Origin of the sequence: Pseudarthrobacter sp. SL88 (genome assembly GCF_026672455.1) — a bacterium.
Taxonomy (GTDB): Bacteria; Actinomycetota; Actinomycetes; order Actinomycetales; family Micrococcaceae; genus Arthrobacter.
Genome location: NZ_JAPPRD010000001.1, coordinates 1,043,826 through 1,067,583, shown reverse-complemented (window position 1 = coordinate 1,067,583; position 23,758 = coordinate 1,043,826). Strand labels below are relative to the sequence as shown.

The 23,758-nt window shown below is 64.0% G+C and carries 27 protein-coding genes and 1 pseudogene; 17 read left to right on the top strand and 11 right to left on the bottom strand.

Annotated elements, in window-relative coordinates; all coding sequences use genetic code 11:
* The 11 genes and pseudogenes from OVA06_RS04955 (at position 1) to OVA06_RS04900 (ending at position 9,825) form a co-directional block, all read left to right on the top strand.
* A complete protein-coding gene (locus tag OVA06_RS04955) occupies positions 1-951 on the top strand; it encodes a type II secretion system F family protein (protein ID WP_268156718.1) in 951 nt (316 codons plus the stop codon).
* 11 nt (positions 952-962) lie between these two features.
* Positions 963-1,838 carry a type II secretion system F family protein gene (locus OVA06_RS04950; RefSeq protein WP_268156716.1) on the top strand — a complete coding sequence of 292 codons (876 nt, stop codon included), beginning with the start codon at positions 963-965 and terminating at the stop codon, positions 1,836-1,838.
* A 479-nt stretch (positions 1,839-2,317) separates the two neighbouring features.
* Positions 2,318-2,521: a Flp family type IVb pilin gene (locus tag OVA06_RS04940; protein WP_268156712.1), complete on the top strand. Its 204-nt coding sequence runs from the start codon at positions 2,318-2,320 to the stop codon at positions 2,519-2,521.
* A gap of 49 nt (positions 2,522-2,570) precedes the next feature.
* Complete coding sequence (locus OVA06_RS04935) at positions 2,571-2,981, top strand: TadE/TadG family type IV pilus assembly protein (RefSeq protein ID WP_268156710.1); 411 nt, start codon at positions 2,571-2,573, stop codon at positions 2,979-2,981.
* Positions 2,969-3,928 carry a TadE/TadG family type IV pilus assembly protein gene (locus OVA06_RS04930; RefSeq protein WP_268156708.1) on the top strand — a complete coding sequence of 320 codons (960 nt, stop codon included), beginning with the start codon at positions 2,969-2,971 and terminating at the stop codon, positions 3,926-3,928. Before OVA06_RS04935 ends, OVA06_RS04930 begins: the two co-directional genes overlap by 13 nt.
* Positions 3,929-3,950: 22 nt before the next feature.
* On the top strand, positions 3,951-4,706 hold the full coding sequence (gene cpaB, locus OVA06_RS04925) for a Flp pilus assembly protein CpaB (RefSeq protein ID WP_268156706.1): 756 nt from the start codon (positions 3,951-3,953) through the stop codon (positions 4,704-4,706).
* Positions 4,703-5,900, top strand: a pseudogene (locus OVA06_RS04920) (AAA family ATPase). The gene cpaB and the pseudogene OVA06_RS04920 overlap by 4 nt, the downstream one beginning before the upstream one ends.
* The gene (locus OVA06_RS04915) at positions 5,900-7,399 is read left to right on the top strand and encodes a CpaF family protein (protein WP_268156704.1); all 1,500 of its coding nucleotides are present in this window, start codon (positions 5,900-5,902) and stop codon (positions 7,397-7,399) included. Before OVA06_RS04920 ends, OVA06_RS04915 begins: the two are co-directional and overlap by 1 nt.
* Positions 7,399-8,331 (top strand): type II secretion system F family protein, encoded by a 933-nt coding sequence (locus OVA06_RS04910; protein ID WP_268156702.1) that lies wholly within the window; start codon positions 7,399-7,401, stop codon positions 8,329-8,331. The genes OVA06_RS04915 and OVA06_RS04910 overlap by 1 nt, the downstream gene beginning before the upstream one ends.
* Before the next feature lie 7 nt (positions 8,332-8,338).
* Positions 8,339-9,223, top strand: a complete 885-nt coding sequence (locus tag OVA06_RS04905; RefSeq protein ID WP_268156700.1) for a type II secretion system F family protein — start codon at positions 8,339-8,341, stop codon at positions 9,221-9,223.
* Between the two features lie 92 nt (positions 9,224-9,315).
* Entirely contained in the window at positions 9,316-9,825 is a 510-nt protein-coding gene (locus tag OVA06_RS04900) for an Hpt domain-containing protein (protein ID WP_268156698.1), read from the top strand.
* Here OVA06_RS04900 and OVA06_RS04895 read toward each other — a convergent pair.
* A complete protein-coding gene (locus OVA06_RS04895) occupies positions 9,806-10,615 on the bottom strand; it encodes a response regulator transcription factor (protein WP_268156696.1) in 810 nt (269 codons plus the stop codon). The genes OVA06_RS04900 and OVA06_RS04895 overlap by 20 nt on opposite strands.
* A 257-nt stretch (positions 10,616-10,872) precedes the next feature.
* Here OVA06_RS04895 and OVA06_RS04890 point away from each other — a divergent pair, with 257 nt between their 5' ends.
* Positions 10,873-12,555, top strand: coding sequence for a sensor histidine kinase (locus OVA06_RS04890; protein ID WP_268156694.1), 1,683 nt, complete (start codon positions 10,873-10,875; stop codon positions 12,553-12,555).
* Here the strand turns inward: OVA06_RS04890 and truA are convergent.
* The 8 genes from truA to OVA06_RS04850 form a co-directional block, all read right to left on the bottom strand.
* The gene (gene truA / locus OVA06_RS04885) at positions 12,552-13,445 is read right to left on the bottom strand and encodes a tRNA pseudouridine(38-40) synthase TruA (protein WP_268156692.1); all 894 of its coding nucleotides are present in this window, start codon (positions 13,443-13,445) and stop codon (positions 12,552-12,554) included. The genes OVA06_RS04890 and truA overlap by 4 nt on opposite strands.
* A 32-nt stretch (positions 13,446-13,477) precedes the next feature.
* The gene (gene rplQ / locus OVA06_RS04880) at positions 13,478-14,053 is read right to left on the bottom strand and encodes a 50S ribosomal protein L17 (protein WP_268156690.1); all 576 of its coding nucleotides are present in this window, start codon (positions 14,051-14,053) and stop codon (positions 13,478-13,480) included.
* 69 nt (positions 14,054-14,122) lie between these two features.
* Positions 14,123-15,133, bottom strand: coding sequence for a DNA-directed RNA polymerase subunit alpha (locus OVA06_RS04875; protein WP_013601812.1), 1,011 nt, complete (start codon positions 15,131-15,133; stop codon positions 14,123-14,125).
* A gap of 127 nt (positions 15,134-15,260) precedes the next feature.
* The gene (gene rpsK / locus OVA06_RS04870; RefSeq protein WP_009358720.1) at positions 15,261-15,662 is read right to left on the bottom strand and encodes a 30S ribosomal protein S11; all 402 of its coding nucleotides are present in this window, start codon (positions 15,660-15,662) and stop codon (positions 15,261-15,263) included.
* Between the two features lie 54 nt (positions 15,663-15,716).
* The gene (gene rpsM / locus OVA06_RS04865; RefSeq protein WP_003803743.1) at positions 15,717-16,091 is read right to left on the bottom strand and encodes a 30S ribosomal protein S13; all 375 of its coding nucleotides are present in this window, start codon (positions 16,089-16,091) and stop codon (positions 15,717-15,719) included.
* A 184-nt stretch (positions 16,092-16,275) separates the two neighbouring features.
* Complete coding sequence (gene rpmJ / locus OVA06_RS04860) at positions 16,276-16,389, bottom strand: 50S ribosomal protein L36 (protein WP_009358722.1); 114 nt, start codon at positions 16,387-16,389, stop codon at positions 16,276-16,278.
* A 69-nt stretch (positions 16,390-16,458) separates the two neighbouring features.
* On the bottom strand, positions 16,459-16,680 hold the full coding sequence (gene infA, locus OVA06_RS04855) for a translation initiation factor IF-1 (protein WP_009358723.1): 222 nt from the start codon (positions 16,678-16,680) through the stop codon (positions 16,459-16,461).
* 167 nt (positions 16,681-16,847) lie between these two features.
* Positions 16,848-17,849, bottom strand: a complete 1,002-nt coding sequence (locus OVA06_RS04850; protein WP_268156686.1) for a P1 family peptidase — start codon at positions 17,847-17,849, stop codon at positions 16,848-16,850.
* A 215-nt stretch (positions 17,850-18,064) separates the two neighbouring features.
* Between OVA06_RS04850 and OVA06_RS04845 the strand changes: the two genes are divergently transcribed.
* From OVA06_RS04845 to OVA06_RS04825, 5 genes are all read left to right on the top strand, one after another.
* Positions 18,065-19,024 carry a carbohydrate ABC transporter permease gene (locus OVA06_RS04845; RefSeq protein WP_268156685.1) on the top strand — a complete coding sequence of 320 codons (960 nt, stop codon included), beginning with the start codon at positions 18,065-18,067 and terminating at the stop codon, positions 19,022-19,024.
* Positions 19,021-19,941 (top strand): carbohydrate ABC transporter permease, encoded by a 921-nt coding sequence (locus OVA06_RS04840; protein ID WP_268156684.1) that lies wholly within the window; start codon positions 19,021-19,023, stop codon positions 19,939-19,941. The genes OVA06_RS04845 and OVA06_RS04840 overlap by 4 nt, the downstream gene beginning before the upstream one ends.
* Positions 19,942-20,016: 75 nt before the next feature.
* The gene (locus tag OVA06_RS04835) at positions 20,017-21,366 is read left to right on the top strand and encodes an ABC transporter substrate-binding protein (protein ID WP_268156683.1); all 1,350 of its coding nucleotides are present in this window, start codon (positions 20,017-20,019) and stop codon (positions 21,364-21,366) included.
* Positions 21,367-21,455: 89 nt separating this feature from the next.
* Entirely contained in the window at positions 21,456-21,947 is a 492-nt protein-coding gene (locus OVA06_RS04830; protein WP_268156681.1) for a DUF2975 domain-containing protein, read from the top strand.
* Complete coding sequence (locus tag OVA06_RS04825; RefSeq protein ID WP_268156679.1) at positions 21,947-22,225, top strand: helix-turn-helix domain-containing protein; 279 nt, start codon at positions 21,947-21,949, stop codon at positions 22,223-22,225. The genes OVA06_RS04830 and OVA06_RS04825 overlap by 1 nt, the downstream gene beginning before the upstream one ends.
* 58 nt (positions 22,226-22,283) lie before the next feature.
* Here the strand turns inward: OVA06_RS04825 and map are convergent, their stop codons facing one another.
* Both map and OVA06_RS04815 read right to left on the bottom strand, forming a co-directional pair.
* Entirely contained in the window at positions 22,284-23,111 is an 828-nt protein-coding gene (map, locus tag OVA06_RS04820) for a type I methionyl aminopeptidase (protein WP_268156677.1), read from the bottom strand.
* 73 nt (positions 23,112-23,184) lie between these two features.
* On the bottom strand, positions 23,185-23,754 hold the full coding sequence (locus OVA06_RS04815; protein ID WP_171908938.1) for an adenylate kinase: 570 nt from the start codon (positions 23,752-23,754) through the stop codon (positions 23,185-23,187).
* Positions 23,755-23,758 lie beyond the last annotated feature (4 nt).

Genomic DNA, 23,758 nt, shown 5'->3' with positions numbered 1-23,758 from the left:
ATGCGCACGGAGGTCCCGGTGGCCCTGTTCGTCGTCGGGCTCATTCTGGTCTATGCATCCGTTGCTCTGCTATTCGCCTTTGTTTGGAAGGGCAGGTCTGGCGTCCCCATGTCCAGGCGTCGCCCTGACAGCGTCCAGCACTCATCCGGACTGACCCGGCTGACCAACCAAACAGTGGGCGTCCTCAACCGCGGACTGAAGAAACGCCCCACCAGCATCTTCAGCAGGGAAAGGCTGGAACAGGCCGGACTCAACAAGGAACCTGGCGACTACCTGCTCATGGCGGGGGCCATAACGTTGGTGTCTACTGTCACAGCATTCTTCGTGGGTGGCATTGGCATCGGCGTCTTGGCGCTCATCCTGACGCCAGTCCTCCTCTACCTCGGGCTCAATCTGCTGACTGCCAGACGCCGGAAGGCCTTTGACGCACAAGTGCCGGATACGCTGCAAATGTTTTCGGGAGGCCTGCGTGCGGGCCACAGCCTCCTAAGGGCTATAGATGCCGCTGCCCAGGAGAATCAGGGTCCGATGGCCGAAGAGCTCAGCCGAATCGTGAATGAGACCCGAATTGGGCGGGACCTGGGTGAGTCGATGGCCGACGTCTCCCGAAGGACGGCAAGTGAGGATTTCTACTGGATTTCCCAAGCCATCGAAATACACCGCGAAGTGGGCGGCGACCTGGCGGAGGTATTGGACCACGTCGGCGAAACCATTCGGGACCGGAACCAGGTCAAAGGCCAGGTCCGGGCCCTCAGCGCAGAGGGCCGCATTTCGGCCATGGTGCTCATGGCGTTGCCAATCCTGATGTTCATCGGGTTGGTCACGTTCAACCCGACATATGCGCGGGTATTCACAACGACCTTCATCGGCTTTGCCATGCTGGCCGCTGCCGTCGCTCTCCTGGCAGTCGGTGGCCTTTGGCTCAGCCGCATCATTAAGCCGAAATACTAAGGGGCAAGAAGATGCAACCCATCGCACTAGCCGCAATCCTGGCGATAGTCATTCCCGTATCGGGAATGGTGTGGCTTTCGTTCACCGGCGACCGGGCCGCGCTGCGCCGGATTAAGGCCAACCTCGGAGGACGTCCCAGTCAAGCGGCCCAGTCACTGAACGTCAGCCAGCACCTCGTGGAGTTTTCACAGCGGATCACGCCCAAGGGCTATGAAGGTTGGCTGGACAAGCAACTGTCCGGGGCCGGCCGCCCCAAGCAGTGGCCTCTTGCCCGGATCCTCATGGTCAAGCCGATGCTTGCGTTCGGAGGCGCCCTTATTGGCTTCATGCTTTTCCTGGGCGCCCCATCCGCAGGACGATTCGTGATGGCCGTGCTCATCGTGGCCCTGGGATATTTCGTTCCTGACCTTCTGCTGCGGAACAGAGCGCAGAAAAGGCGCGAAGCCATTCGGCTTGAACTTCCCAACGCCTTGGACCAGATGCTGATCTCAGTTCAGGCTGGCCTCGGTTTTGAAACCGCCATGGGCCGGGCAGGAGAGAACGGCCGCGGACCCTTGGCCGAAGAACTGATCAGGACGCTGCAAGACATACAAGTGGGCCGATCCCGCAAAGAGGCATACCTTGCCCTCTCCGAACGAGTGGATGTCCCGTCCGTTCGCACATTCGTGCGGGCCGTAGTCCAGGCGGATGCATACGGAATTGCCATCGCCAATGTCCTGAAGACACAGGCCAAGGACATGCGCATCAAACGCCGGCAACTCGCTGAGGAACACGCCATGAAGATGCCAGTGAAAATGCTCTTTCCACTGATCTTCTTCATTCTCCCGACGCTGTTCATTGTGCTTCTTGGTCCCGCTGTGCTCCAGATCATGTCCGTCTTCTCATAGGAGTCAGGATGATTCGCAAGAGTAGTTTCACAAGCGGCGTCGTGCTCCGGGCCTTTCGGAACTTCAGGCGTTCTGAAAAAGGAGCTACCGCAACTGAGTATGGGATCTTGGTGGCATTCTTGGCGTTCGCCCTGGCGCTCGGAATCATGGCCTTTGGCCAGGCACTGAACCTTCACTACCAAGACATGACATCGGATCTCCGAACGGCCCTCGGTATTCCCTAACCACAAACCCGCGCCCCCGGCGCCTCAAAGACCGGACCCCCTCGGCACCCAGAACCGAGGGGGTCCTCTTCTGCGCTCACGCACCGGGAAACCCAGCATCAGCACAGTGGCAGCACAGCATCCGTGAAGGCTAAGTGCACCTCGTCAAGGCTTTGCGCAGGATGCTGCAAGATTCGGTCAAGCCACCAAATCCCGTTGCTAACTTCGTTTCAGTGCTGGTGAAGGGCCAGCCATCCGTCTCGCTCAGGAGTCAACATGCTTTCTCTCTACACCAACCTCATGATCCGCCTTCGCAGCGAAGAGAAAGGCGCAACTGCCGTCGAATACGGCATCATGGTTGGCCTCATCGCCGTCGTCATCATCGTCGCCGTCAGTACGTTGGGCGGCACTCTTGATGGCTTCTTCGACACCGTCAACAACACCTTGAAGCCGGCTGCTCCTGCCGGCGCAGGTGGCTAAGTCTCCCCTACCCGAGGCGGTCCCGGGCCCCATATCGGAACCGTCCTAGATGGACACAATCAGTCACCAGGAGGAGGTGCAGCAGGTGTCGAAAGAAGCGGAACGCGGAGCAGCCGCCGTCGAATTCGCGATCCTGTTGCCCCTCCTCCTGATGCTGGTGCTGGGAACCATCGAGTTCGGGCGCGCCTACAACGCCCAAATCACGCTCACCAACGCAGCACGTGACGGCGTCAGGGTGATGGCCATCAACAACGATCCGGTCGGGGCCAGGACGGCCGCCAGGAACGCAGCCGCTGCCGTCAGCAGCACCATCCCGGATTCGAACATCACCATCAGCCCCGCCACGTGCGGCACGGACAAACAGGTGACCGTCAGCATCAACTACAGTCTGTCCACCATCACGGGCATCGCCGGTCCGTTCCCGATGACGGGCAAGGGAGTCATGCTGTGCGGCGGCTAAGCGGGGACAACAAGGAAAAAGGCGCCGTCTCCGTCATCGTTGCCATCCTGCTGGTCACGCTCCTGGGCTTTGTCGCCATCGCCGTCGACGTGGGGGCCATCTACTCCGAACGCGCCCAGCTGCAGAGCGGGGCGGACGCTTCCGCGATAGCGCTTGCACAGAAGTGCGCCAGGGACACGGCAAATACAGATTGTTCGACGACGTCGACGCTCGCCGGCAGCCTCGCCAACCGGAACTCCCTGGACGGCATGAGCAACGTGTACAGCATCCAGCTCGACAAAACAGCACGAACGGTATCGGTGACCACCAGCGCCAAGGAAAGCGGAAGCCCGGACAACTCCGTCTCGCTCTTTTTCGCCAAGGCAATCGGAATTCCCAGCAAGGAGGTAGGCACCAAAGCCTCCGCCACGTGGGGAAACCCGTCCAAAGGCCCAGTCATCCTGCCGTTGGCCATTGCATACTGCAAGCTGAACATTCCCGCTGGCGGAACTCAGGGACCGGAGCAGGTACTGGAACAGTCAGTGAACGGCTGCGGAGGCATTCCGGGCGGGTTTGGCTGGATGCAGACTGGCTCGGCTAAATGCGCCATCACCGCCACGGCAGGGGCATCAAGTAACTCCGGCATCTGGTTCGCCAGCGACACCGGCGCCAGCGTCCCCTCCACCTGCAGCGCCGCGGACTTCAGCCAAATGAACAACCAGACCGTCCTCCTCCCGATGTACGACCTGGCAACAGGAACCGGCTCCAGCGGCAAGTACTACATCAAAGGCTTCGCGGCGTTCCATGTGACCGGATACCAGTTCGCAAGCATCGGCTGGACGGCCGGCCCGAAAGTGGCCAACAAGACCATTAGGGGCTACTTCGTGAAGTTCGTGTCCCTGGCTCAGGGATTTGAGCTCGGCAGCACCCCCAACTATGGCGCCACCATCGCCCGCCTCACCCTCTAACCCGACACCACGGAGTAACACAGTGAAGTCTCGCCTGCTCGCCGGAACGGCCGCCGTCGCCCTGGCGCTTTTGGGCGCACTACTCATCATCGTCTATGCCAATGGCGCCGACGCACGGGCGATGGCAAGCACGAACCCCAAGAAGGTGCTGGTCGTCGAGAAGCGCATCCCCGCGGGGACCCCAGTCAACGACATGGCTGCATCCCTGGTCATCCAGGACGTCCCGGCAACGGCAATCGCACCCACCGCCCTCACCTCCCTGGACAGCAAAGCCGGGACGGTCGCTGCCGTGGACCTGGTCCCGGGCGAGCAACTCCTCGCCGAGCGCCTCGTCGCGCCAGAAGCCGTCAAAGCCGAAGGCACCGTCGAGATACCTCCAGGCCTCCAGGAAGTCACCTTCGAACTGGAACCCAAGCGGGTGGTGGGAGGCCGCATCCAGGCCGGTGACCACGTCGGCATCGGTTTCAGTTTTGCCGGTGGGGCGGACAAGGCAAAGCCTGCCGAAGCCAGTACCCAGCTCACCCTCCGCAAGGTCGTGGTCACCGCGGTCCAGCGTGCACCCCAGGCCGCGGGCGCGGAAGCGCCGGCCGACGGCAGTAACCCGCAGGACACCACACTCCCCCAAGGGTCCTTCATGGTCACCGTGGCCGTGAACGACATCGACGCCACGAAGATCATTTACGCCTCCAACAACGGTGACCTGTGGCTCACCAAGGAATCCCTCGACGCCAAGGACAACGGCGGCTTCATCGCCAGGAAGGACACGGTGTACAAGTGAGCCGCTTCGTCCTCCTCTCCCCCAGCGGCGACTTCGACGCAAAGCTGCGCGCCGCCGTCGCGCACGGCCTCCGCGGCACCGTGCAAACCATCGCGAGCGACATCCTCCCTGCAGGCCCGGCGGAACTGTTCGCCCTCCTCAGCCAGGAGCAGCCTGAAGTCCTCATCATCGGCCCGGACGTCCCCCATGAGGAAGCACTCAGGTTCGCCAAAGTCATCGATCTCCAACTTCCGGGCCTCAGCCTGGTCCTGGTCAGCGACGTCCAGCCTGAAGCCTTCCTGCACGCCATGCGCGCCGGTATCCGCGACATCATCAGCCCGCAGGCGGACCCCCGCCGAGATCCGGGTGCTGCTGGAACGTGCCTGCCAGTCCTTCGCCACCCGCCACCGGACCCCGGAAAGCCAGCAGACGGAAAACGGCGGCCAGGGCCTGGTGATCGGCGTCTTCTCGCCCAAGGGCGGGGTGGGCAAGACCACCCTGGCCACCAACATCGCCATCGGCCTGGGCCAGATCGCGCCGATGAGCGTGGTCATCGTGGACCTTGACCTCCAGTTCGGCGATGTCGCCTCCGGCCTCTACCTGAACCCGGAGCACACCGTCACCGATGCCGTCACCCCGGCCGCTGCCCAGGACTCCCTGGTCCTGAAGGCCTTCCTCACGGTGCACCCCGCCGGCATATACGCCCTGTGCGCCCCGCCGAACCCCGTGGACGCGGACCACATCACGCCGGAGCACGTCAGCCGGCTGCTCGAACAGCTTTCCCAGGAGTTCCAGTACGTCATCCTGGACACTGCTCCCGGCCTGCCCGAGATCGGCCTCGCCGCCATGGAACAGTGCACCGATGTGGTGTGGGTCAGCGCCATGGACATCCCCAGCCTCCGCGGCCTGCGCTCCGGCCTGGAAGTCCTCCGCCAGCTCCAGATCATGCCCGAGTCCCGCCACGTCGTCCTGAACATGGCCGACGCCAAAGCAGGCCTCAACGTCCAGGACGTCGAATCAACCATCGGCGCGCCCGTGGATGTCAGCGTCCCCCGTTCCCGTGCCATCGCCCTGTCCACCAACCGCGGCATCCCTGTCCTGCAGGAATCCAGGAAAGACCCGGCCGTGAAGAGCCTCCGCCAGCTGGTGGAGCGGTTCAACCCGGCCTGGCGTACGCAGACCCAGCGCAAGCTTCACCGAAGGGTGGTCATCTGATGAAGCTCTCCGAACGCATCAGCGCGGTCCAGAACCGCAACCAGGCTCCGGGTGCGGGCACGGCCGTGCTTGACCGGCCCGCCGCCGTCGAACCCATTCGTCCACCGGTCCCGACGGCGGACGCGCACCTTCCCGCGCAGCCCGCCGTCGCAATTTCAACGCACGACGCCGGCGCGCAGCAGGTGCCCAAGGCACCGGGCGTGGACGTTTTCGCAGCCATGAAGCTGCGGGCGGCTACCGCCCTTTTCGAACGGATGGGCGCGCGGTTCAACGACGCCGCCGTCACCGAGCAGGAGCTCCGCAGCACCGCCAAGGACGAGCTGACCCGCATCGTCGACGCCGAACAGGTGCCGCTGACACCGGAGGAACGCACGCGCCTGGTCCGCGACGTGGCGGACGACGTCCTCGGCTACGGCCCCCTCCAGCGCCTCCTCGACGATCCCGCCGTCACCGAAATCATGGTCAACCGCATGGACCAGATCTATGTGGAACGCGGCGGCCGGCTGACGCTCACGGACTACCGGTTCAGCTCGGAAGACCACCTGCGCAAAGTCATTGAACGGATCGTGTCCAGGGTGGGCCGCCGCATCGACGAGTCGTCCCCGTTGGTGGATGCCCGGCTGGAAGACGGATCCCGCGTCAATGCGGTCATCCCACCACTCGCCGTGGGCGGTTCCTCGCTGACCATCCGAAAGTTCAGCAAGGTTCCGCTGACGGTCCGCAACCTTATCGACTTCGGCACCCTCACCCCGGAAATGGCCGAACTGCTCAACGCCTGCGTGAAGGCGAAGCTGAACATCATCGTCTCCGGCGGTACCGGCACCGGCAAGACCACCCTCCTCAATGTCCTTTCCTCCTTCCTGCCCGCCGACGAGCGCATCGTCACCATCGAAGACGCGGTGGAACTGCAGATCCAGCAGCAGCATGTGGTCCGCCTCGAAAGCCGGCCGCCGAATACTGAGGGCAAGGGCGAGGTCACCATTCGCGAGCTGCTCCGCAACTCACTGCGCATGCGCCCTGACCGGATCGTGGTGGGTGAGGTCCGCGGCGGCGAATCGCTGGACATGCTCCAGGCTATGAACACCGGCCACGACGGATCCCTCTCTACGGTGCATTCCAACTCCCCCCGCGACGCCGTGGCCCGCCTGGAAACGCTGGTGCTGATGGCCGGCATGGACCTGCCCCTGCGCGCCATCCGCGAACAGATTGCCTCCGCCGTGAACCTGATCGTCCAGATCTCCCGCATGCGTGACGGGTCCCGCCGCATCACCCATGTCACCGAGGTGCAGGGCATGGAAGGCGACATCGTCACCCTCCAGGACGCCTTCGTCTTCGACTACTCAGCCGGCGTCGACGCGCAGGGACGCTTCCTCGGAAAGCCTGTCGCCACCGGCATCCGGCCCCGTTTCATCGACCGGTTCGAGGACCTTGGCATCCACGTATCCCCCGCAGTTTTCGCCGGGCCCCTCACCGGTGCTGAGACGCAGGGGCGGCACTGATGATCCTTGCCATTGGCGCCGCCATCCTGCTGGCAGCTATCTGCCTTCTTGGGGTAGCCGTTCTCCTGCCGAGCGCCCCTACTGTGCCGCTGGACCGCCGTCGTCCGTTCGAGCCCGAGCCGCCGTCCTCCCTGACCAGGTTCGCGCTTTCCGCCGTCCGTTCCTTTGAACGCCTGCTTGCCGGACGGAACATCAGCCTGTTCTCCCGCCCCCAACTCGAGAACGCCGGCCTGCGCTTGAGCCAGGCCGAGTTCTTCCTGCTGGTGGGCATCGGCTCCGGCCTCGGCATGCTGGTGGGGACCGTCACCATCAACCCCCTGGTGGGGCTCCTCCTCGCATTCCTCGCCCCGTTTGTGGGCAAGGTGGTGCTCGGTTTCCTCGCGGGCAAGCGCAGGGCGGCCTTCGACGGTCAGCTGGGCGACACCCTCCAGCTCCTCTCCGGCGGCCTGCGGGCCGGGCACAGCATCCTGCGCGCCATCGACGCCGCTGCCGCGGAATCCCAGAAACCCACGTCGGAGGAGATGCGGCGGGTCATCACCGAAGCCAGCCTCGGCCGGGACCTGTTGGCAGCCCTCAACGACACCGCAGACCGGATGAAGAACGAGGACTTCGTCTGGATCTCGCAGGCCATCCAGATCAACCGCGAGGTGGGCGGCAACCTTGCGGACGTGCTGGACCAGGTCAACGAAACCATCCGCGAGCGCGCAGAGATCAAGGGCCACATCAAGGCGCTGGCCGCCGAAGGCAAATTCTCCGCGTACATCCTGATCGCCATGCCGTTCGGGATCGTGGCCATGCTGCTCGCCGTCAGCCCCAATTACATGAACTCCATGTTCACGCATCCGCTCGGGTGGGCCATGATCGTCGCCTCCTTCGTACTGATGACCGTTGGTGCCTTGTGGATGCGCAAGATCATCGACCTGAAGTTCTGAGAAAGCCATGAACCCGACAATCCTCCTCTCCCTGCTTCTGGTCTGCGTCCCCCTCGGCGCCGTCGCTTGGTCCGTCCTCACGGCCGACAGGCAGGGCCGGGCCGCCGTCACCAACCTCTTGGCCCGTGGAGCGGCGCCCACTTCTCCAGCCGCGGATTACAAACCCGGCCTCCTGGAAGGAATTGGCAGGCGCCTGACTCCCCCCACTTATGTGGCTTTCCTGGACCGGCTGCTCGCGCTGGCCGGCCGCCCGGCATCCATGCCGCTGGGCAAGGTCCTGGGGTCCAAGCTCGCACTGGGACTGGCCGGCGTGGGCATCGGCCTCTACCTGACGGCCACTGGCAGCACTCCCCCGATGAAGCTGGCCGGCCTCTTTGTCCTGTTCCTGGGGTACTTCATCCCGGATCTCCTCCTCTACAGCAAGGGCCAGGAGCGCCAGAAGACCATGCAGCTGGAACTGGCCAACACGCTGGACCAGATGCTGATCTCGGTGGAGGCGGGCCTCGGCTTCGAGGGGGCCATGGCCAGGGCGGGCGATAACGGTAAGGGACCGTTGGCCGAGGAGCTGGTGCGCACGCTGCAGGACATGCAGGTGGGACGCAGCCGCCGCGAGTCCTACACGGCGCTGGCAGCGCGGACCAACATTCCCGAACTCCGCAGTTTTGTGCAGGCGGTAGTGCAGGCGGACACCTACGGCATCGCCATCAGCAGGGTGCTGCGGGTGCAGGCCAAAGTCATGCGCGTCAAAAGGCGCCAGCGGGCCGAGGAAAAGGCCATGAAACTGCCCGTGATGATTCTGTTCCCGCTGCTCTTCTTCATTTTCCCGGTCCTTTTCATCGCCATTCTGGGCCCGGCCGTCATCAATACTGTGGTCACTTTCGCCGGGCAATAGCTGCCTTGGGAACTGCTGAAGGATCACGCAAGGTTTACACAGGATCAGCTGAAATTGAACACCGCAAGAATTCCAGGAAGTAGCCTTGAACAATGCACAGTCACGATTCCGGCACCAGCGCAGGAGGCCCGGTTCCGGGTCCGCTGCCCGCCGGAATCCCCCCGGACCGGGTCACCTCAGGCGGGAGCATCTCCCCAGGGATGACTCCGCCGGGACAGTCGGCTCCACCCCAGGAAGTGGTGGAACTCTTGCCGCTGGTTGACGCTGCCGTGCTGGCGGAACTGGAGGAAGAACTCGCCGGTACCGGCATGGCCCAGCGCTTCGCCAGGGATTACGCCGCCCTGTGGGACCAGCGCTGCTCACGCCTTGCGTCCGCAGTTCAGCGGCACGACGGCGACTCCGCACTGGATGCCGCCATCAGCCTGAAGATCAGCTCTGCCATGGTGGGCGGGCTGCGCCTTGCCAGGCTGGCTGAGCTGCTCGAAGCCGTGATCCGCAGCGGTGACTTCGGCCAGGGCAAGGTGCTGATGGAACGGGTTGCCCAGGACGGCAGCCTGACCGTCACGGAACTCCGCAGCACCTTCATCCTGGAAACCGGCTAGGACCCCCGGGCTGCCTGGCTGGCGCCAGCCGGTAACCAACCCCGCGGACTGTCTGCAGCCACCGGGGCGCCACCTGGTCTTCCTTGAGCTTCCGGCGCAGGTTTCCGATGTGGACCTCAACAGCCCGTTCGTCCGATTCGCTGATGTAGGCGTCCTCGTCGTAGTACTCCCCGCGGACCGCCCGGACCAGGTCCGGTCGCGTGCACACGGCACCGCCGCCCTTCAGCAGCACGTGCAGCAGATCAAATTCGCTGCGGGTGAGGGCCAGTTGTCCACCATCAACCTCCACGATGCGGGTGCGGGTGTTCAGTACCAGTCCGTTGTGCTGCAGGACCGCAGGGTTCTGCTGGTGCATTACCGGGACAGCTACAGGCGGTGCCCACATGGTGGGGGCCGATTTGTGTGCACCGATCTCCTGCCGCGGCCTGCGCATCATGGCCGAGACCCTGGCCCGCAGTTCCCTGGGCCTGAACGGCTTGGCGATGTAGTCATCTGCCCCGGCATTCAGCGCGGAGAGCAGGTCCGGTTCCTCTGTCCTGCCGGTCAGCATGACCACATACGCGTTGCTGAAATGCCGGATGCGCCGGAGAACTTCAAATCCGTCAATGTCCGGCAAGCCGATGTCCAGCGTGACCACGCTGGCCTGTTTGCTGCGGACCACTTCCACCCCGGCACGGCCGTCATTTGCCGTATGCACCTCGAAGCCGGCCTGGCTGAGAACCCCTTCCAGGAGGTTCCGCACATCCGCATCATCTTCGATTACTACAGCCACACCTAGTTCGTCGTCCATTACTGTCCCTGAGCCAGGCGGAGATGGCCCCCCTCATCGGCCCAGCGCCAATGCCATACCCGCTCCAACCATTTATACGCTACTAGTAAGTCCAGCTGATGACATCTCCCTCAATACTGGTATTCGAAAGTCAATTATTATGACAAGGCGTGTGCATTACCGGATGGAAAGGGCGTGGGTGACAGTGGACAGAAGGAATTCGGCGGCGCATCGTGCCCTCGCCGGGACGGTAACCGAGGGGAGCCTGGACACCCTTTATGGCTGATTCCCTTATTCAGCGCGGACCTGCGCGCTTCTTCCGCGGATTGGGGACCCGTTCACAGGTGGCGCTGTGCCAGTTGCCGCTGACGCTGTTGGTGGCGGCGCTCGCATTTGCCACACCGTTCGCCTGGCCGGTACTGCTGCACAGCACGCCTTTCATGGCAGGCATTGTCCTGCACGCGCTTCTTTTCCTTGCCTGCTTCCTGGTGCCGTGGGAGCGGCTCGAGCACCGCCCGTACCTGCTGATTCCGGTCCTGGACTTTGCCGCCGTCGGGTTGCTGCGCAACGGTGCCGCACCACTGCTGCCGGGCCTGGCGGTGCTGGTGGTGTTCCCGGTGATCTGGCTGTCCGCCTCCGGCATGCAGGCACGCAGCGGGCTGATACTGAGCTTTGCCGGGCCGCTGTTCATCATGCTTCCCTCTGCCCTGGAACGGCTGCCGCACTGGACGGCGGCGGACATCACCACGGTGTTCCTCTTCCCGCTGATGATGCTGGCCGTGTCCCTGGCCATCCGGTTCGCCAGCTCCGGGCTGCGGGTCCAGCAACGTGAGCTGGCGAGGAAAGACGCTGAGCTGCGTTCGCTGCTGCACCAAAGCCGGGAACGGGAGGAACTGCTCCAAACGGTACTGGACGCCACGGACGTCGGGATTGCCGCCGTCGACCGTTCCGGGAACTTCCTGGTCTCCAACAACCGGCAACGGACCTTCCGCCGGTTAACGGGCGCGGACGACGCCGTTGCCGGGCAGGGAAACCAGCTGGTCTTTGGCCAGGACAAAACCACGCTGTTGCCGGCAGACAGGCGTCCCATCAGCAGGGCAATCGCCGGCGAATCCTTCTCCGACTACCTCGTGTGGGCCGGGGAGGGTCCGGAGCAGCGGGCGGTGTCCACCGCTGCCCGGCCGCTGGTTTCCGAGGACGGCCGGCTCACCGGTGCCGTAGTGGTGTACAACGACGTGACGGGCTGGGTGGAGGCCCTGGCCGCGAACCAGGAGCTGGTGTCCAACGTCTCGCACGAGTTCAAATCACCGCTGAACTCCATCATCGGCAACGTCGACTTGGTCCTGGACGAAGTCGCCGCCCTGCCGCCCCACCTGGTCCGGCGGTTGGAAGTGGTGCAAAGGAACTCCGAGCGGCTGCTCGCCCTCGTTTCGGACCTTTCCGCCACCGCTTCGACCGCGCTGAACGTCCACCCGAAACGGACAGACCTGGCCAGCGTGGTGGACACCAGCATCGGCTCCGCCCAGGCCCTGGCCCAACAGTCCGGGATCGAGCTCGCTGCTGACGTACCGGCACCGCTGTGGGCCTACGCCGACCCCCTGCGCATCGGCCAGGCACTCGACAACCTCGTGTCGAACGCCATCAAATACTCGCCCGACGGCGGCAGGATCAGTATCCGTGCACAGCCCGGCGGCCGCTGGGTGCAGCTCAGCGTCAGCGATACCGGGATGGGCCTGGGCGCACTGGACTCGGCCCGGGTCTTCCAGCGATTCTTCCGCACCGAGGCCGCCCGCAGCGCATCTATCGCGGGCGCCGGGCTTGGCCTGTCCATCACCAAGATGATCGTGGAAGGGCACGGCGGCACCATCTCCTGCGAGAGCGTCAAGGGCGAGGGAAGTACGTTCACCCTCACCTTGCCGGCGGATGGGCCAACGGCTGCGTCCCAGGAACCGGCGGTTTAGTGTTCCCGCCGTGCCCGGGTAAGTTCGGCCCGGGCCAGCAGTTCACTGCCTGACGGGTAGGCCACCTCCTCGAACACCAAGGGATGCGGGGCGGCCAGGACGGACTTGGCGTCGCGCTTCTGTGCCAGCAACCGCTGGTACAGCCACCCGGGTTCCACGGCTCCCTCCCCCACATACAGGGCCGACCCGATCAGGGCCCTGACCATGTTGTGGCAGAAGGCGTCGGCCTGCACCGTGGCCACGATGGCGCCGTCGTCACTGCGGGCAAATTCGAAGCGCTGCAGTTCCCGGATGGTGGTGGCACCTTCACGGGGCTTGCAGAAGGAGAGGAAGTTCTGCAGGCCCAGCAGCCGCGAGGCTCCCTCATTCAGCAACTCCACGTCCAGCGGACTCTTGTGCCACAGCGTGAAAGAGCGCTCCAGCGGATCCCACAGTTCCGGGCCGTCAGCGATCCGGTAGCTGTAACGGCGCCACAGCGCCGAGAAGCGCGCATCGAAACCTGGCGGTGCCGGTGTGATCCCGCGAACCTGCACGGCGCCGGTCAGGTCTCCCAGCACGCGGTTCAGTGCCCCGCGCAGCCTGCGCGTCATCGCGACGGCGGGGTCGAGTTCATGCCCCCGGGCCATCCCCTGCCACTCGCTTTCCGCGAGGTCGAGGTGCACCACCTGGCCACGGGCGTGCACACCGGCGTCGGTGCGCCCGGCCACCGTCACCCGAACCGAGCGGCGCACCAGCAGCTCAAGGGCCTCTTCCAGAACGCCCTGGACCGTGCGGCGTCCCGGCTGCAGGGCCCACCCGCTGAACGGGCCGCCGTCATACGACAGGTCCAGCCGGATACGCAAAAACCCGCCGCCCCCCAATACGGGGGCCGCGGGTTTTTGGTGGTTCATAGACTCAAGTCTATGCGAAGAAAATCAGCGAATTACTTCGCGTCCTTCTCTTCGGCAGGAGCTTCCTCAGCGGCCGGAGCCTCTTCGGTTGCAGCTTCGTCTGCGGCCGGTGCCTCTTCGGTAGCGGCAGCTTCCTCAGCTGCGGGAGCTTCCTCAGCAACGGGTGCTTCCTCAGCGGCCGGAGCAGCCTTGTCAGCATCGCGCTTGGCAGCAGCAGTAGCTTCAGCAACTACGGCCTGCTTGGCGGAAACCGGCTCGAGAACCAGTTCGATGACAGCCATGGGAGCGTTGTCGCCCTTGCGGTTGCCGATCTTGGTGATGCGGGTGTAGCCGCCATCGCGGTTCTCCACTGCCTGGGCGATGTCGGTGAACAGCTCGTGGACGACGCCCTTGTTGCTGATCAGGCCGAGAACCCGGCGGCGGGAAGCGAGGTCGCCGCGCTTGGCGAAGGTGACCAGGCGCTCTGCATACGGCTTCAGGCGCTTGGCCTTGGTCACCGTGGTGGTGATCCGCTTGTGCTCGAACAGTGCTGCTGCCAGGTTCGCGAGCATGAGGCGCTCGTGAGCCGGGCCGCCGCCGAGGCGCGGACCCTTAGTGGGGGTAGGCATAATTGTTTCTCCTCATGTGGAAGCCGTTGGGCGGCACACCGTGGTGCTGCCCGCCGGCCAAGGTCTGGTTTAGAGTTCGTCGTCGCCGAAGGCGGCGTCGTCCTCTTCGATTGCTGCGGCGCGTGCTGCGAGGTCAAAACCGGGAGGCGAGTCCTTGAGGGACAGGCCCAGTTCAACCAGCTTTGCCTTGACCTCGTCAATGGACTTCGCACCGAAGTTACGGATGTCCATCAGGTCAGCCTCGGAGCGGGCAACGAGTTCACCCACGGTGTGGATGCCCTCACGCTTGAGGCAGTTGTAGGAGCGGACGGTGAGGTCCAGATCCTCGATCGGCAGTGCCATGTCGGCTGCCAGGGCAGCGTCGGTGGGCGACGGGCCGATCTCGATACCTTCAGCTGCGGTGTTCAGCTCACGGGCCAGACCGAACAGTTCCACCAGGGTGGTACCTGCGGAAGCAACAGCATCGCGCGGGGCGATGGCCTGCTTGGTCTCGACGTCGACAATCAGCTTGTCGAAGTCGGTGCGCTGCTCAACACGGGTTGCTTCCACGCGGAAAGTAACCTTCAGCACCGGCGAGTAGATGGAGTCGACCGGGATACGGCCGATCTCTGCGTCGCCGGACTTGTTCTGAGCTGCCGAAACGTAGCCGCGGCCGCGCTCGATGGTCAGTTCGAGTTCGAACTTGCCCTTCGAGTTCAGCGTGGCAATGTGCAGATCCGGGTTGTGGAATTCGACGCCGGCCGGCGGAGCGATGTCCGCGGCGGTGACGACTCCGGGGCCCTGCTTGCGCAGGTAAGCCACAACAGGCTCGTCGTGCTCGGAGGAAACCGACAGGCTCTTGATGTTCAGGATGATCTCAGTGACATCTTCCTTGACACCCGGAACCGTGGTGAACTCGTGCAGCACGCCATCGATCCGGATGCTGGTTACAGCGGCACCGGGGATGGAGGAGAGCAGGGTACGGCGGAGGGAGTTGCCGAGGGTGTAGCCGAAGCCCGGTTCCAGCGGTTCGATGATGAAACGCGAACGGTTTTCGGAGACTACCTCTTCGGAGAGGGTGGGGCGCTGTGCAATGAGCACTTAGGTTTCCTTTCGGCGAGCATCCGCTATATGACGCAACACAGGTGGTGGAAATTCGGTCTGAGACTTAACGCGCTGGGCTTGCCCGGCCCATTGCTGGTCCGGGCAAGCTCTGCGGCGGAAAGACTTAGACGCGGCGGCGCTTCGGCGGGCGGCAGCCGTTGTGCGCTGCGGGGGTGACGTCCTGGATGGAGCCAACCTCGAGGCCTGCGGCCTGCAGCGAACGGATTGCGGTTTCGCGTCCGGAACCCGGTCCCTTGACGAAAACGTCTACCTTGCGCATGCCGTGCTCCTGCGCACGCTTTGCGGCGGCTTCGGCAGCCATCTGGGCAGCGAACGGGGTGGACTTACGCGAGCCCTTAAAGCCAACCTCACCAGAGGAAGCCCAGGAAATAACAGCGCCGGTCGGATCCGTGATGGAAACGATGGTGTTGTTAAAGGTGCTCTTGATGTGCGCCTGGCCGAGCGCGATATTCTTCTTGTCCTTCTTACGCGGCTTGCGGACGGCGCCACGAGTCTTTGGGGGCATTTCTTCTCCTACAGAAAGTTATTGGGGAAAGCTCCGTTAATCCCGACGGGGATTTTAACGGGCCTTCTTCTTGCCGGCGACGGTACGCTTCGGGCCCTTGCGGGTACGGGCGTTGGTCTTCGTACGCTGACCGCGTACGGGCAGGCCCTTGCGGTGGCGCAGGCCTTCGTAGCTGCCGATTTCAACCTTGCGGCGGATGTCGGCTGCTACTTCGCGGCGAAGGTCACCCTCAACCTTGTAGTTGCCTTCGATGTAGTCACGCAGCTCAACCAGCTGGGCATCAGTCAGGTCCTTGACGCGGACGTCAGCGCTGATGCCAGTGGCAGCCAGGGTTTCGTGTGCACGGGTCTTACCCACGCCGTAGATGTAAGTAAGCGCAATTTCCAGCCGCTTTTCGCGGGGAATGTCTACGCCAGCGAGACGAGCCATAGTGGCAGTACTCCTTGAATAAACCGGAGGTCGTAGGCAGTACACCCGCACATTACGTACGGCCCCAGCCTCCGACCGGGGGTTAGCTGTCCGGACTCGTTAGAGCTCATGTTCCAGATCAGCTTGTGCTGCCTTTATTTACTTGCGTGGGTTAGCAACCCAGGGTTTCCTTCAGGGAAGGAAATTAGCCCTGGCGCTGCTTGTGGCGCGGGTTCTCGCAGATCACCATGACCCGGCCGTTACGGCGGATCACTTTGCACTTTTCGCAGATCTGCTTGACGCTCGGCTTGACCTTCATGGCATTCCTTTGCGTGTGGCAGTGGTCAACTGGAGCGGCGTTCAGTTCGCACTGAAGCCGCCCAGCAATTTACTTGTAGCGGTAGACGATACGACCACGGGTGAGGTCGTACGGGCTCAGCTCCACCACTACGCGGTCCTCCGGGAGGATCCTGATGTAGTGCTGACGCATCTTTCCAGAGATGTGTGCCAGAACGATGTGCTTGTTGGTGAGCTCAACGCGAAACATCGCGTTAGGCAGCGCCTCGGTCACAACGCCTTCGATCTCAATGACCCCGTCCTTCTTGGCCATACCCTCCGCTAACTGTTGTTGCCGCAGCCCTGCCGGATTGCACCGGGCATGGCCACGAACGTTTTTGTTGGATCGATTGTCATCAGCGGGCCCAAAAGGGCGTGGCAGTCCAGACAACCAACAAGCAACACTACGCCATTTGGCAGCGAAAGTTAAATCCAGCCATGCTAGCGCATCTGCCCGCCGTACGCACCATAGTGGCCCGCCTGGGTACTGACCGGTTCCGCGCTTGCCACACCGTCCAGGATGGCCAGGCGTACGACGTCGGCTGCCGTACTTTGCAGGGTGACGAGGCTCAGCTGGCGGGCGGCTTCGTCCGAGCGGTCCAGGGCCGAGGCTCCGGTTGCGAGGCAAAACACCGTGTCCCCGTCCGCCAGGGTGTGCGATGGATTGAGGGCCCGCGCGATCCCGGCATGGGAGGCGGCAGCAGTCCGCCTGCACTCCGCCACATCGAGCATGGCATTGGTGGCGACCACGATGAGCGTGGTGTTCAGCGGTCCCTGGCTGGCTTCCGCCCCACCAGCCGAAGCCCTCGGCGTGCTCGCTCGTTCCTCGCTTAGACGCACGCTGCCGGGCTCCGCCAGCTGGGTCGTTGTGCCGAAAGGAAGTCCCAGTGCGTTGACTATGGCCAGCGCTCCGACAACCACGCCGTTCTCCAGCGTGGCCGAAGCCGTGCCGACTCCGCCCTTGAACTGCCCCCTGCCGATGAGCGCTCCGGTGCCGGCTCCGACGTTGCCGCGTTCGACGACGTGCCCCTCCGGACGTGCCGCAGCCGCCGCCGTCGCCGCGTAGCCCATGTCCGGCGTCGGACGCGCCGAAAAGTCGCCTCCCCTGCCCAGGTCGAAGATCGCCGCGGCCGGGACGATGGGCACCACTCCCCCGGAAACGGCGAAGCCGCGGCCATCCTCCTCGCACCACCGCTGCGCCCCGGCGGCGGAAGCCAAGCCGTAGGCGCTGCCTCCGGTCAGCACCACCGCATCCACCTGCTGGACCAGGGTGGTGGGGTCCAAAGCGTCGGTCTCGTGGGTTGCCGGGCCGCCGCCCTGGACCTCCACCGAGCCCACGGTACCGCGGGGCGGCAGGACCACCGTCACTCCCGTCAGCCAGCCGTCGCCGGCTTTCTGGACATGGCCTACCCGGATACCGGGCACATCGGTAAGTGCTCCCATGCCCCTATTCTCCCCTCAGGTCGCGCGCCCCTGACGCATAGGCAAACTTTATGCGAGACTGCAATCAACACAGCGTTAACGGGCGAGGAAGCCTTGGATAACAGTCCTCTCACAAGGGCAAAGGCGGGTTTCAGCGCCCTGACGGTCTGGTGTAGTAGTCCCTAGATCCAGCCAGGGCCCGCCACAAGCAGGCTCCCAACCCGGGAGAGACACGCATGACCCGTCAACTCGCCCCGCATCCCTCTGCCAGGCCCGGCGGGCCGCCAGGGCAGCCAGCGAAAGTCCCACGGCGACGGTGGACCGCCCGGAGCCGCCGCGACTTCTTTGTCTTCCTTGCCATGGCGTTGCCCAACCTGGTGCTGATCGCCGTCTTCACGTACCGGCCGCTGTTCAGCAATATCTACTACTCCACCCTGGACTGGACGTTGGGCTCCCCCTCCGCCACCGTTGTGGGGCTCGGCAACTACGTCACGTTCTTCACCAGCAATGATGCGCCGAAGGTCCTGGGCACTACGGCCGTGTTCACCCTGGTCACGGTGGGCGGCTCCATGATCCTGGGATTGCTGGTGGCGCTGGCGTTGAACGCCAGGATTCGGGGCACCACGTTCGCCCGGTCCGCAGTCTTTGCCCCCTACGTCCTTTCCGGCGTTGGCGTGGGCCTGGTGTGGCTGTTCATCTTTGATCCCGGCTACGGCGTCCTGGCCTGGCTGCTCCGGGGCATCGGGCAGCAGAGCCCGCAGTGGATCAACGATCCCCAGCTGTCGCTGGTCATGGTGATCCTGGTCTACGTGTGGAAGAACCTGGGGTACTGCGCGGTGGTGTACCTCGCCGGGCTGCAATCCCTGCCTACGGAAGTAATGGAGGCGGCATCCCTCGATGGTGCCAACGGATTCCGCCGTTTCGTCAGCATCTCGCTGCCGCTGCTCTCGCCCACCACGTTCTTCCTCCTCATCACTACGTTGCTCAGCTCGCTGCAGGCGTTCGACCTGATCAGGATTATGACGCCGCTGGGCGCCGGCACCAGCACGTTGATCTACGAGGCATACCTCCAGGCCTTCGGCGCCTACAACAGGGCAGGCTATTCGGCAGCCATCTCCGTAGTCCTGTTTGCGATCCTCTTGGTCATCACGGTGCTCCAGCTGCGGTTCGTGGAACGAAAGGTTCACTACTCATGACGTCCCTATCGCCGGTGAGCCCGGACCCCACCGCCCCAGCCGTCTCAGCGCCGGACCCAGGCCTTCGCCGCGACAGGCCGCTTTCCCGCCGCAACCTGATCCAGACAATAGTGGGCGGCTACCTGCCACTGATCATCGCCACCTTGGTGGTGTTCCTCCCCCTGCTGTGGATGGTGCTCAGCTCCTTCAAACAGTCTGGCGAGATTGTCACCACCAACCTGAAGATCCTCCCGGAGGGCCTGAACCTGGAGAACTACCGGACCGCTATGACCACAGTCCCGTTCGGGCAGTTCTTCCTGAACAGCACCATCGTCACCCTGGCCGGGGCCACCATCAAGGTACTGCTGGCTATCCTGACGGCATACGCCTTGGTCTTTGTCCGCTTCCCGTTCCGGAACTTCATCTTCCTGCTGATCCTGGTGGCCCTCATGGTGCCGCCGCAGGTTTCCATCCTGCCCAACTTCATCCTCATCGCGGGGATCGGTGGCAAGAACACCCTGTGGGGGATCATCCTCCCCGGCCTGGGCACTGCGTTCGGGACTTTCCTGCTGCGCCAGCACTTCCGGACCCTGCCGGCCTCAATCCTGGAATCGGCCGAGATGGACGGTGCCGGGCACTGGCGCCGACTCTGGCAGATCGTGGTCCCTGTCTCCGTTCCCTCAATCGCCACGGTAGCCCTGGTGACCATCGTGACCGAATGGAACGACTACATCTGGCCACTCATCATCACGGACCGACCGGAAACCATGACCCTGCCGGTGGGCCTGACCTTGCTGCAGAACAACGAGAGCAACGCCGCCGGGTGGGGCGTCCTGATGGCCGGCGCGGTCCTCGTCATCGTCCCCATCCTGATCGTTTTCGCTGCGCTGCAGCGCTACATCGTGGCGGGCCTCACCCAGGGCAGCGTGACCGGCTAAGGCGCCGGCCGCCGTCGTACTTCCCAACCTTGGGTACTCCAACCCTTCCGCAGGCAACAACCGAAAGGAACCGTTATGACACTTCATCTGGACCGGAGGCATTTCCTGGGCCTGGCAGGCGTCACCGCCTCTGCCGCTGCTTTGGCCGCATGCGGCGGACCCTCGACAACAGGCGGTGGCCAAGCCACATCCCAGGCAGCCGACATCGACTTCAGCGGCGTGAAGCCTGCGGCCAAGATCGACTTCTGGTCCAGCCACCCGGGCCAGTCACAGGAGGTTGAGAAGAGCCTGATCGGGAAGTTCCAGGCCAAGAACCCCGGCATCACCGTCAACCTGGTCACTGCCGGGGCCAACTACGAGGAAATCGCACAGAAGTTCCAGACCGCTCAGGCCGCCAAGTCCGGCCTCCCCGGCGTTGTGGTGCTTTCCGACGTGTGGTGGTTCCGGTACTACACCAACGGCAGCATCATTCCCGTGGACAGCCTCACCAAGCAGCTGGACATGAAAATGGACGACTTCCAGCAGTCGCTGGTCAACGACTACAAGTACGACGGCAAGCAGTGGGCCCTCCCCTACGGCCGTTCCACGCCGCTGTTCTACTACAACAAGGACCACTTCGCCGCGGCCGGACTACCGGACCGGGCGCCCAAGACATGGCAGGAATTCGCCGAGTGGGCGCCCAAGCTAAAGGCAAGCTCCGGCGCCCAGTACGCCTACATCTACCCTGCACTGGCAGGGTATGCGGGTTGGACGCTGCAGAACATGCTCTGGGGCTGGGGCGGTGGCTGGTCCAAGGACTGGGACATCACCTGCGACTCCAGCGAAGCCGTGGCCGCACTGCAGTGGGCCCAGGACTCCATTTACAAGGACAAGTGGGCCGGCGTCTCCTCAAAGGAAGCAGCTGACGACTTCTCCGCGGGCCTGACCTCGACCACCATTTCCTCCACCGGCTCGCTGCTGGGAATCCTGAAGTCGGCAAAGTTCAATGTGGGCGTCGGTTTCCTGCCCGGCGGCCCAAAGGCAGAAACCAACGTTTGCCCCACGGGCGGCGCCGGCCTGGGCATCCCCAGCGGCATCAGCAAGGAGGAACAGCTCGCTGCGGGCATGTTCCTGGACTTTGTCACCCAGCCGGAGAGCACTGCGCAGTTCTCCTCCGCCACCGGCTACATGCCCACCCGCAAGTCGGCTGACATGGCAGCAGTGCTGGCCAAGACACCCCAGATCAAGACAGCCATGGACCAGCTCGCGGTAACCAAGGTCCAGGACAATGCCCGGGTGTTCCTGCCGGGCGCCGACCAGGAAATGGCCAAGTCCGCAGCGAAAATCCTTACCCAGCAGGGCGACGTCAAGTCCACCATGGCGGATCTGAAGACCACGCTGCAGGGCATCTACGACAAGGACGTGAAGCCCAAGCTGAAGTCCTGACGCACGGCTTTTGCGGGCGCAGGGCAGCCCCATTGCTTAATCTATCGATATTCGATAGCCTTCCATTGTTATTCGATATGGGAGATGCAATGGGAAAAATGACGGTCCTTGCCCTGCGCGTGGTCATCGCGATGGTCCTGGCAGGTTCACTGTTCGTTCAGGTGCGGATGGTGCCGCTGTTGTCCGCCGATTTGCAAGAGGCCGGCGCACCGAACGGCGCGCGTTTGGGCTTTCTGGCCATTGTGGTGCTGGGCATTGCCTGCGTGCAGGTCACCGCCGTGTGTGTCTGGCGGTTGCTGACCATGGTGCGCCGCGGGACGGTCTTCTCGCAGGGGGCCTTCCGGTACGTGGACGTGATCTTCGGTGCCGTCTCCGCCGCCTCCGCCTTGGTGTTCGGGCTGGCAGTCCTGCTGGCACCGGGGGACGTTGCGCCCGGCGTCGTCCTTTTGGTCTGCGGTGCGGCACTGATGGTGGCCGGCGTGGCACTCATCGTCCTGGTGCTGCGGACGCTGCTGGCCCAGGCAGTGGCACGGGACGCAGAGGCCACGCACCTGCGCACCGAACTCGACGAGGTCATCTGATGCCCATCATCGTGGACATCGATGTGGTCCTGGCCCGGCGCAAGATGTCAGTAGGGGCCTTGGCCGAACGTGTGGGCATCACGCCGGCAAACCTGGCCGTACTCAAGAACGGCCGGGCAAAGGCAGTCCGGTTCACCACACTGGAAGCGCTCTGCGAAGTCCTGGAGTGCCAGCCCGGCGACCTGCTGCGCTGGGTGCCCGGGGACTGCCCCGCCGACGCTGACTCCGACGATGGGACCGCCGGGGCACGTAGGCCGATCCCCCACTCCCCCAACTGAGTAGCAGCAGATGTCCTTCTGGAGTGTCAAAACGACATCTGCTGCTACTCACGTTGGGCTACGGGATGGGTACCGGGGTGACGCCGAGCGGCACGAGGTGCTCCGCACCGCCGTCGGGAGCCGAGAGCACCCAGATGCCCTTGTCGTGGACCGCAACGGAATGCTCCCACTGGCAGGAACGCTGGCCGTCCGTGGTCACCACGGTCCAGTCATCCTCGAGTACGGCGGTCTCAATGCCGCCGCGGACCAGCATGGGCTCGATGGCAAGGCACAGGCCCGGCTTGATCTTGGGCCCGCGGTGGTTGGTGCGGTAGTTCAGCACGTCCGGCGCCATGTGCATCTCGGAGCCGATGCCGTGCCCCACGTAGTCCTCCAGGATGCCCAGCGGCTTCCCGGGCACGGACGAAACGTAGTCGTCGATGGCAGCGCCGATGTCCCCCACGTGCGTGCCGGTGGCCAACGCCGCGATCCCGCGCCACATCGCCGCCTGCGTGACGTCGGAAAGGCGCTGGTCCTCCGGGTCTGCGGTGCCCACGATGACGGTCCGCGCCGAATCCGAGTGCCACCCGTTCACGATCGCGCCGCCGTCGATGGAGATGATGTCGCCGTCCTGCAGGACCCTGCCGCCGGGGATGCCGTGCACCACTTCGTCGTTCACGGACGTGCAGATGGTGGCCGGGAAGCCGTGGTAGCCAAGGAAGTTGGACTTCGCGCCCGCGTCGCTGAGGACCGCGGCGAAGACGTCGTCCAGGTTCTTGGTGGTCACGCCGGGGGCGGCCGCAGCCGCGGCGGCGTCCAGAGCCCGGCTCAGGACGAGGCCTGCCTCGTGCATGGTGCGCATCTGGGCGTTGTTCTTGAATTCGATGCGGGGCTGGCCGAAGGCCATGGTGTGTCCTTTCAAATGGCTGAGGCCCCTCCCGGGATGCCGGGAGGAGCCTCGAATAACCAGTGGCCTGGAATCAGGCCGCCTGTGCGGCCTTGATGGCCTGCATGACGCGGTCGGTCACTTCGTCGATGGGGCCGATGCCGTCCACCTGGGTGAGGATGCCGCGTTCCGCGTACTTCGCCACCACGGCTTCGGTCTGCTCGTGGTACAGGTCAAGGCGGTGGCGGATGACGGCTTCGTTGTCGTCGCTCCGGCCCGTTTCCTTGGCCCGGCCCAGAAGGCGGTGCACCAGTTCCTCATCGTCTGCGGTGAGCTGCAGGACGACGTCGAGCTTCTCCTCGTTCTTGGCGAGGATCTCGTCAAGGTAGTCCACCTGGGCGGTGGTACGGGGGTAGCCGTCCAGCAGGAAGCCGGATTCGACGTCGGACTCGCTGAGGCGGTCGCGGACCATCTTGTTGGTCACGCTGTCCGGAACGAAGTCTCCGTTGTCCATGTACTTCTTGGCCTCGATGCCAAGCGGCGTTTCGCCTTTTACATTGGCACGGAAGATGTCGCCGGTGGAGATTGCCACAACGCCGAGGCGCTCCGAAATCCGCTCCGCCTGCGTTCCTTTTCCGGAACCGGGAGGTCCAATAATCAGCATTCTC